This is a genomic window from Mycobacterium sp. E3298 (assembly GCF_001666895.1).
Taxonomy (GTDB): Bacteria; Actinomycetota; Actinomycetes; order Mycobacteriales; family Mycobacteriaceae; genus Mycobacterium.
In genome coordinates this window covers 1-7,291 of sequence record NZ_LZJB01000387.1, presented here as the reverse complement: position 1 = coordinate 7,291, position 7,291 = coordinate 1, and the positions used below count along the sequence as shown (strand labels likewise).

Annotated in this window: 5 protein-coding genes; 2 read left to right on the top strand and 3 right to left on the bottom strand. The window is 72.5% G+C overall.

The window, feature by feature from the left end; genetic code table 11:
* A partial coding sequence (locus A9X05_RS18070; protein ID WP_082970836.1) for a VOC family protein occupies nt 1–459 on the bottom strand: 459 nt, incomplete at its 3' end.
* 20 nt (nt 460–479) lie between these two features.
* Nucleotides 480–1,220, bottom strand: a complete 741-nt coding sequence (locus A9X05_RS18065) for a cutinase family protein (protein ID WP_067783163.1) — start codon at nt 1,218–1,220, stop codon at nt 480–482.
* A gap of 290 nt (nt 1,221–1,510) precedes the next feature.
* On the opposite strand from A9X05_RS18065, the gene A9X05_RS18060 reads away from it, so the two are divergent.
* A complete protein-coding gene (locus A9X05_RS18060; protein WP_067783160.1) occupies nt 1,511–2,404 on the top strand; it encodes an SDR family NAD(P)-dependent oxidoreductase in 894 nt (297 codons plus the stop codon).
* Complete coding sequence (locus A9X05_RS18055) at nt 2,401–3,966, top strand: AMP-binding protein (RefSeq protein WP_067783157.1); 1,566 nt, start codon at nt 2,401–2,403, stop codon at nt 3,964–3,966. The genes A9X05_RS18060 and A9X05_RS18055 overlap by 4 nt, the downstream gene beginning before the upstream one ends.
* Before the next feature lie 11 nt (nt 3,967–3,977).
* On the opposite strand, the gene A9X05_RS18050 is transcribed toward A9X05_RS18055, so the two are convergent.
* Nucleotides 3,978–7,291: cation-translocating P-type ATPase (locus tag A9X05_RS18050; protein WP_067783154.1), on the bottom strand; the 3,314-nt coding region annotated here is incomplete at its 5' end.

Here is a 7,291-nt window from a genome sequence, read left to right as displayed (position 1 = left end):
CTCGGCGTAGCTGTGGCTCATCACCTCGAGCACCGTGCCCCAGGGGTCGGTGGCGTAGGCCAGCACCCACGGTCGCCCGGGCACGAATTCGTACGGCGCCGCCAGCAGCGTGCCACCGTGCTCGACGACCCGGTCGACCGTGGCCGCGACATCGGGGTGCGTGATGCACAGATGCCACCAGCCGCGGTCGAACCACGGCTGCCGCTCCCGCGGCCACCCCGGGTCCTGCGTCGGCGGGTCGACGAACTGGAAGAGCTCGATGCCCACGGAGTTGCCGGTGAGCAGATGCGCCTGCCAGGCCCGGCGGAACCGGCCGCCGAACACCGAGGCCGCCTCCGGGTGCCCGCCACCCTCGAGCACCCGCGGGCCCATGATGCACCGGAACCCGAATACCTCGCCGTACCAGTCGATCGCGGCGTGAATGTCCGGGACCGTCAACCCGACGTGGTTGACGGCCAGTGCCGCCGGGCGCCCGTCGCTCAGCTTCCGAAGCCACCTCTACCGCTCGAGACGGTCGAGGCGCCGCTGGTGCCTGCGTCGAGGTGGCTGGAGGCGAAGGCGACGCCCTTGTCGATCATGGCGCCGTCGTCGGCGTAGGTGTTGTGGGCGGAGAAGTTCATGCCGTCGGAGCAGACCGGGTCTTCGGTGGCGCAGACCTTGATGGTCTTGTCGGCGAAGGTGGGGCCGATGACGACGGGGGGTTCGCCGAGGAAGTTCATGGCGCGCACGTTGGGCATGCCGAAGAGCACGACCGAGGACACGTGGCTGGCGACCGTGGGGTCGAGGGGCTTGGGGACGGTGTTGGGGTCGATGCCGTCGGGTACCGAGGGGGAGGTGACGAAGCCCATGACGGCTGCGCCCTGGGAGTAGCCGCCGAGCACCATTTTGGTGTTGGGGCAGTCGTGGGCCATCGAAACGACGTGGGCGCCAGCGTCTCTGACGCCGTCGATGCCGGTGTCCCATTGGTCGCTGGCGGGGTAGTTGACCGGGTAGACGTCGAACGACTTGGCGCCCACGCGCGAGTGCAGCGCGTCGACGAAGGCCTGGCCGGTGGGCCCGACTCCGGGGGCTTCACCGGTGCCGCGGGCGAACACCACCTGCACGTCCGGACATTGGGCGGCGGCGGAAGGGAGGAGGGAGCCGGTGATGGCCGACGCGCTGAGGCCGGACGCGGCTACTACTGCTGGACCGAGAAAACGAGCTATTTGACGTGCGATCATGCCGCAATTGTGCCCAGAGAAGCTTCCCGCTAAACAGGTCAAACCCGGGAAATTACTGCGAATTCACACAACACAGTCCACCCCGCGGTATCCGGGCCGAGATGGCTTGCGCGCGTCGGTCATCCGGCTGCGCGGCGCCCACCGCCCCGGGGCCCGCGCCGGCGAACGGCGCAACGGCGGGGCGAGGCGCACCGGCGAACCGCGATGTGGTCTGCTACCTATGACGAGTCGAGTGCACGGTGAAGCCATCCGCCGATCCTCGACATCCGGCTCGAGTGGATGCAGCGGCGATGTTGAACGTGATAGTGCAGGCCCTCAACAAGGTCACGGACCACGTGGCCAATCCGGCGCGAGTATCGGATCCCGACAGGTTGCGCAGCGCCGTCACCGGTAAGACCGCGCTGGTTACCGGCGCCTCCTACGGGATCGGTGAGGCGACGGCGCGCCGGTTGGCCGCCGGGGGAGCCACCGTGCTGGCGGTCGCCCGGTCCGAGGAGCGCCTGGCCGACCTGGCGGCGTCGATCAACGCCGCGGGCGGACGCGCGATCGCGTACCCGACCGACCTCACCGACGAAGCCGCCGTCAGCGCGCTGACCAAGGAGATCACCGAGGAGCACGGCGCGCTGGACATCGTGGTCAGCAACGCCGGAAAGTCGTTGCGCCGCTCGCTGCATCACCAATACGACCGGCCGCACGACTTTCAGCGCACCATCGACATCAACTATCTCGGGCCCATCCGGCTGCTGCTGGGGCTGCTGCCGGCCATGCGCGAAAGCGGCCGCGGGCACATCGTCAACGTGTCCAGCGTCGGCGTGCGCGTCGTGCCGGGGCCGCAGTGGGGCGCGTACCAGGCGTCGAAAGGCGCCTTCGACCGCTGGCTGCGCAGCGTCGCCCCGGAGCTGCACGCCGACGGCGTCGACGTCACCTCCGTCTACTTCGCGCTGGTGCGCACACGGATGATCGAACCCACGCCCGTCCTGGGCCGGCTCCCGGGCATGTCGGCGGACCAAGCAGCCGACGCGATCGCCAAAGCGGTGATCGAGCGACCGCGCAGCAACGAACCGCCCTGGGTGTTGCCCGCCGAGGTGGCGTCCGTGCTGTTGGCCGGCCCGGCCGAACGCGCCGCCCGGCTGTGGTACCGGCGGTTCTTCTCCGATTCCGGCGGCGCGGAGGCCCGGCGATGAGCAACGAGGGCGTGGTCGGCACCGCGGCGCGGGCGTTGCTGCGATCGCGACTGCTGACGCCGCCGTCGCCCCTGGCCACCCTGCGGGTGCTCCGCGAGGCGCGGCGGGGCGGCACCAACCCGTACACGCTGCTGGCGGTGACGGCGACCCGCTGGCCCAACCGGGCGGCGATCGTCGACGACGATGGCGCTTGGGATTACCGCGAGCTGCGGTCCGCGACCGACTCGCTGGCGCGCCGGTTGTCCCGCGACGGTGTCGGACCCGGCGACGCCGTGGGCGTCATGTGCCGCAATGGACGCGGTTTCATCGCCGGCGTCTTCGCCACCGCAATGGTGGGTGCCGACGTGGTCCTGGTCAATACGGAGTTCCGCAGCGACGCCCTGGCGTCCGCGGTGAGCGCCCACCGGATCACCGCGATGATCGCCGACCACGAGTTCGGCGAGCGGGTCCGCGCCGCCGACGAATCAGTCACCCTGATCGACCCGGCGACGGCCACCACGGAGGAGGGCGACGAGCTTCCCGACGTGGCCGCACCGGGCCGGATCATCCTGCTCACGTCCGGCACCACCGGCACCCCCAAGGGGGTGCCCCGCTCGCCGCAGCTGCGTTCGGCGGTGGGCGTGTGGGTGACGATCCTCGACCGCACCGGCCTGCGCACCGGTTCGCGGATCTCGGTGGCAATGCCCATGTTTCACGGGCTGGGGCTGGGCATGCTGATGCTCACCGTGGCCCTGGGCGGCACGGTGCTCACCCATCGTCACTTCGACGCCGAGGCGGCGCTCGCGCAGGCGTCGCTGCATCGCGCCGACGCGTTCACCGCGGTGCCGGTGGTGCTCGCGCGCATCCTCGCCCTGCCCGACCGGGTGCGTACGCGCAACCCGGTGCCGTACCTGCGGGTCGTGATGTCGAGCGGGGACCGGCTCGACCCCACCCTTGGCCAGCGGTTCATGGACGCCTACGGCGACATCCTCTACAACGGTTACGGTTCCACCGAGGTCGGCATCGGCGCCCTGGCGACACCGGCCGAGTTGCGCGAAGCGCCGGAGACCGTCGGGCGGCCGGTCGCCGGCTGCCCGGTGCGCATCCTCGACAAGAACGGCAGGCCCGTCGGCCCGCGCGTCACCGGCCGCATCTTCGTCGGCGGCGAGCTGGCGAGCGAGGGCTACACCGGCGGCGGGGCCAAGACGGTGATCGACGGCATGACCAGCACCGGCGACATGGGCTACCTCGACAACGAAGGCCGGCTCTACATCGTCGGCCGCGAGGACGACATGATCATCTCCGGCGGCGAGAACGTCTACCCGCGCGCGGTCGAGAACGCGCTCGCCCAGCACCCCGCCATCGCCGACAACGCGGTCATCGGCGTTCCCGACGAGAAATTCGGCCACCGACTGGCCGCGTTCGTGGTCTTGCGGCAGGGCAGCGACACCGATGAGGCGGCACTGCGGGAGTACCTCAAGGGCAAGGTCTCCCGATTCGAGCAGCCCCGCGACATCAACCTCGTGGCCACCATTCCGCGCAATCCGGCCGGCAAGGTCGTGCGCAAGGAGCTGTCCGGCTAGCGGCGAAAGCCTCAGTCCTGCTTCGGTTCCAGCGCGGCCACCCGCTGCGCCAGCCAGTTGGGCGCCAGCACCGAGACGACGGTGGCGCCCGCGGTGGCACTGATGACGCCGGTCCAGGCGACGGGGCCCAACGGTGTGCAGCCGAAGAAGTGGCTGACGCCGGGGGTTTGGACGATGGCTACCAGGACGCCCGCGCTGCCCAGCGCCGTGCCCAGCACCAGCGGGCTGTGGCGGCGCGTCAGCAGGGTCTGCGCGAGCTGGGTGGTCACCAGCGCGGTGAGCCCCATGGTCGAGGTGCGGCGTTCGGTGCCCGGAGTCCAGCGTCCGATGGCCCAGGCCGCCGTCGCACCCGCGGCCGTGACGGCGCCCCGGGTGACGATCTGCCGCATCAGCGGCGCGTCGAGGGAGGGCGAGGGCCCGGAGAGCGTCGCCAGCTGGAACGCGCGATGCAGCTCCTCGGCATCGCGGTCGACGCCGTCCTCGGCCTCTTCGGGCTCGGGGTATTGCGGGGTGACCGCGACCGCGAGCGCGGGGAACATGTCGGTGAGCAGGTTCACCAGCAGCAACTGGCGGGTGCCCACCGGCGCCCTGCCGGTGCCCAGCGCGGTCCCGATGAGGGTGAACAGCACTTCGCCGACGTTGCCGCCGACCAGAATGCTCACCGCGTCGCGTACCCCGCCCCACATCCCGCGGCCCTCGACCAGCGCGTCGAGCAGCACACCCAGATCGTTGTCGGTCAACACGATGTCGGCGGCGCCGCGGGCGGCGGACGAACCGCGACCGCTCACCCCGATGCCCACGTCGGCGATCCGGATGGCGGCCGCGTCGTTGGCCCCGTCGCCGACCATGGCGACCGCCTGCCCGCAGTCCTGCAGCGCCGCGACGATCTGCACCTTCTGCTCGGGGCTGACGCGGGCGAAGACCTGGACGTCGGCGGCGACCTTGGCGCGGTCCTCCTCACCGAAGGCGGCGAGTTCGGCGCCGGTGATCTCCCGCGCGTCCGCGGGCAACCCGAGTTGCCGGGCGATCGCCCGGGCGGTCACCGGGTGGTCGCCGGTGATCAGCACGACCCGCCGGCCCGCCTGCACCAGCGCCTCGATCAGCGGCCGCGCCGACGCGCGGGCCGTGTCGGCCAGGCCGACGTAGCCGATCAGCTCGAGGTCGTGCGCCGCGACGTCCACGGCGTCGACGTCGGTGTCCTCCTCGCTGGTCCCGTGCTCCCACCGGCGCTGGGCCACCGCCAGCACGCGCAGCCCCTGCTCGGCCAGGCGCAACACCAACGACTCCGCGTGGCCGGGGCCGGCGTCCCCGTCGGCGAAGCGGCAGCGCGGCAGAACCTCCTCCGGCGCGCCTTTGAGCATCAGCATCGGCCCGCCGTTTCCACCGGTCACGCCGATCGCGGCCGAATACCCGCGGCTGGATTCGAAGGGCACCTCCGCGAGCACGGTCCAATCCGACGCCCATTGCGCGTCAACGGAATTCGCGGCGTTGAGGATCGCCTCGTCGGTGGCGTGCGCGTGGCCGCCCCCATTGTGCGGCTGGGTGCTGCTGCGCGCGGCGGCCCGCAACACCGCGGCGGACTCCGGCGCGCTGACTTCGGGGAATGCGCCGTCCGCGCTCGCGTCGTGCGGGACACCGCGGACGACGCGCAAACGGTTCTCGGTGAGCGTGCCGGTCTTGTCGAAACACACCGTTTCGACCCGGCCCAGGGCCTCGACCGCCCGCGGCGTGCGGACGAGGACGCCGCGGCGCGACAACCGCTGGGCGGCGGCCAGCTGGGCCAGGGTGGCCACCAGGGGCAGCCCCTCGGGGACGGCGGCCACGGCGATGGCCACCCCGTCCGCGACGGCCTGCCGCAGGGATCCCTGATGCAGCAGGGCCAACGCGGTCACCGCGGCGCCGCCGGCCAGGGTCAGTGGCAGGACCTTGCTGGTCAACTCCCGCAACCGGGCCTGCACCCCGGCCGCCGACTCGACGTCGGCGATGGCCGAGATCGCGCGCTGCGCGGCGGTGCCCGCACCGGTCGCCACGACGATCGCCCGGGCGTGCCCCGCCACGATGGTGCTGCCCTCGAACAGCATGCTGGCGCGGTCGGAGTCGGCGACGGCGACCGGCTCGACCTGCTTGTCCACCGGCAGCGACTCGCCGGTCAGGAAGGACTCGTCGACCTCGAGGTCCTCGGCCACCAGCAGGCGCGCGTCCGCCGGCACGACCTCCGGGGCGGCCAGGTCGATGATGTCGCCGGGCCGCAGCGATTGCGCGCTCACCGACACCGTCCGCTCGACGGTCCGGGCGGCCTCCAGCCGGCGGTGCGCGGTGGCGACCGTGGGCAACACCACGCGCCGGGCGTACTGGTCCTGCTCGGCGAAGAGCTCGGCGACCGCGGCCTCGGCCCGCAACCGCTGGACGCCACCGGCGACCGCGTTCGCGGTCATCACGCCCGCCACCAGCAGCGCGTCGACGCTGCTGCCGACGATCGCCGAGGCCGCCGCACCCACGGCCAGGATGGGCGTCAGCGGGTCGGCCAGCTCGGCGCGCGTCGCGGTGAGCAGCCGCCCCACGCGGCTCGCCGGCCCGCGCAGCGGCGCGACCACCGGGTTGTAGGACAGGTCGTCGAGGAGCTGCCGCCAGGGCGCGACGCCGGGCTCGACGGCCAGGGGGCGGGTGCGGCTGGCCAGCCGGGAGTAGACGATCTCCGGGTCCAGGGCATGCCACGCGGTCAGCGGCTGGGGTGTCGGGTCGGCCAGCCGAAGCACCCGCGAGGCGGCGAAGCTGCCCTGCATCAGCGCGGCCGCGGCGGCGGCGTTCACCGGGTTGAGCCAGCGCTGCACGGCGAACGGGCTCAGGGTGCGCGGGTCGCCGGTGACCAGCAACAGCCCCGCCAGGGTGCTGCCGCCCTTGGCCAGGCGCACCGCCGACTCCGTCGCCTCCCGGGCCACCGGCAGCGCCGAAAGGATGCGCACCGCGGCGGCCAGGTCCGTGCCGGTGATGATGTCCGCCGTCCAGGGCGTCGCGGCCTGGGGGTCGTCGAGCGCGACGCCGACGTCGGCGATGGCCAACGCGGCCAAGGTGTCGGTCGATGCGAAGTCGCGGTGCAGCGCGGTGATCAGCAGCACCGGCCCGCGATCCGTGCGCAGGTCGCGCACCAACTGCAGCAGTGGCGTGCCCGGGGGGTGGCTGACGGCGACGCTGGCGGTCAGGTCCTCGGTGCCGGCGACGTGGCGCAACACCACCCGTGCACCGGTCCGGTGCGCGATCTGCAGCAGCGGGATGGCGAACGGGTCGACCTCCCAGCCGACGTCGGCGATGGCCAACGCGTTCGCCG